2 protein-coding genes are annotated in these 1,531 nt (G+C 71.8%); both read left to right on the top strand.

All coding sequences use genetic code 11. The features are described from left to right. A partial coding sequence (locus tag ACFW2E_RS23780; protein ID WP_384469089.1) for a dienelactone hydrolase family protein occupies positions 1 to 495 on the top strand: 495 nt, incomplete at its 5' end. Between the two features lie 563 nt (positions 496 to 1,058). Then, on the top strand, positions 1,059 to 1,531 hold a 473-nt coding region (locus tag ACFW2E_RS23775), incomplete at its 3' end, for an ATP-dependent metallopeptidase FtsH/Yme1/Tma family protein (RefSeq protein WP_384469088.1).

The following is a 1,531-nucleotide window of genomic DNA, read 5'->3' as shown; positions in this document are numbered from 1 at the left end:
ATGGCCACCGTGCTGTACCACCTCCACACCGCGGCGGTGGAGCCCGACCGGGCCAACGTCTTCGACACGGACCTGCTCGCCCGCCGGCTCACCGACGCCACCCGCTGGCTGCGCGAGCAGCCCGAGGCCCGGGAGCTGGCCGTCGGATACTTCGGCGCGAGCACCGGCGCGGCCGCCGCGCTCTGGGCCGCCGCCGAGCCGGGGTCGCGGATCGCCGCGGTCGTCTCCCGCGGCGGCAGGCCCGATCTCGCCGGACCGCGGCTGCCGGCGGTGACGGCGCCCACGCTGCTGATCGTCGGGGGCCACGACCAACTGGTTCTCGGTCTCAACCGCGAGGCACAGTCCCGGCTGCGCTGCGAGAACGAGCTCGCGGTCGTCCCGGGCGCCACCCACCTCTTCGAGGAACCCGGTGCGCTGGAGAAGGTCACGGACCTGGCCCGTGGGTGGTTCACCGACCACATGGCCCCGGCCGCTCACGCGGCGGGCCGATTCTGACCGCGGGGCCGAACAGGCGCGGCTGTTCAGGCGCGGTGCGGTGGCACGGTCTCCGTGCCACCTGCCCGCTGTACTGCTCGCTCCGAGCCGAATCAGGCGGTGTGCCCGCCTGCTGACCGTGCGCGGGCAACACTGCGCTTCCGGCCGGGCACGGCATCGGGCTCAGGTGACGGGCCCCTGCTCGACGGGGGAGATCAGGCCGTCATGGCCGTCGTGGCGGTGGCAGACGATGTCTCCCCGCCCGGTGGTGGCGTCGGCGAAGAACACGAACGGGAATCCTGAGTCCCCGCTTTTCCCGGCGGCCGCGAGCCCGGGCGGCCTCTGACCGGACGGCCCCCATCAGGGCCATTCGACCCCTGCCCCCCGGGAACGACCGGGTTGAGGCTGGTAGACGGGGTTCATGCCGACCGAAGGGCGTGGGACAGGTGATCACACGAGGGCGGATGCCGCACCGGCACCTGACGCCGCCCGCCAAGCCAGGGCCGCCGCGCGAACCGCCGCCCACGCCTCCGTCACGGCAACCGGAACAGGCCGGCGGACGGTGGATCTTCTGGTGGATCCTGATGACCCTCGTCATCGTCCTGCTGCTCTCTCGCGCCCGTTCCGGGCCGCACACGACCCCGCTGCCCTACAGCGACTTCGTCGGCAGGGTCGGCGCCAGCCAGGTGCAGACGGTCGACATCAACGACAAGGGCGCGGTCAGCGGCACCCTGAAGGACGGCACGAAGTTCACCACCCAGATCCCCACCGCGCTGGGCACCGGGGCCCAGCTACAGCAGCAGCTGACCTCGCACCACGTGCAGATCAAGGCCAGCCAGAGCAGCGGTGGCGGCTCGGCGTGGCTGTCCGTGCTCTTCACGTTCCTGCCGTTCCTGCTGCTGATCGGCTTCTTCGTGTGGATGGGACGCCGTGCCGCGGGGTCGGTGACCGGCGGGCTGAGCGCCATCGGACGCTCGCGTGCAAAGATCATCGAGGCTGAGCGGCCCACCACCGGCTTCGACGACATCGCCGGCTATGACGGGGTCAAGCAAGAGAT

This window comes from Streptomyces sp. NPDC058964, assembly GCF_042741275.1.
GTDB lineage: Bacteria > Actinomycetota > Actinomycetes > Streptomycetales > Streptomycetaceae > Streptomyces.
This window is presented reverse-complemented; position numbering and strand designations above follow the sequence as displayed.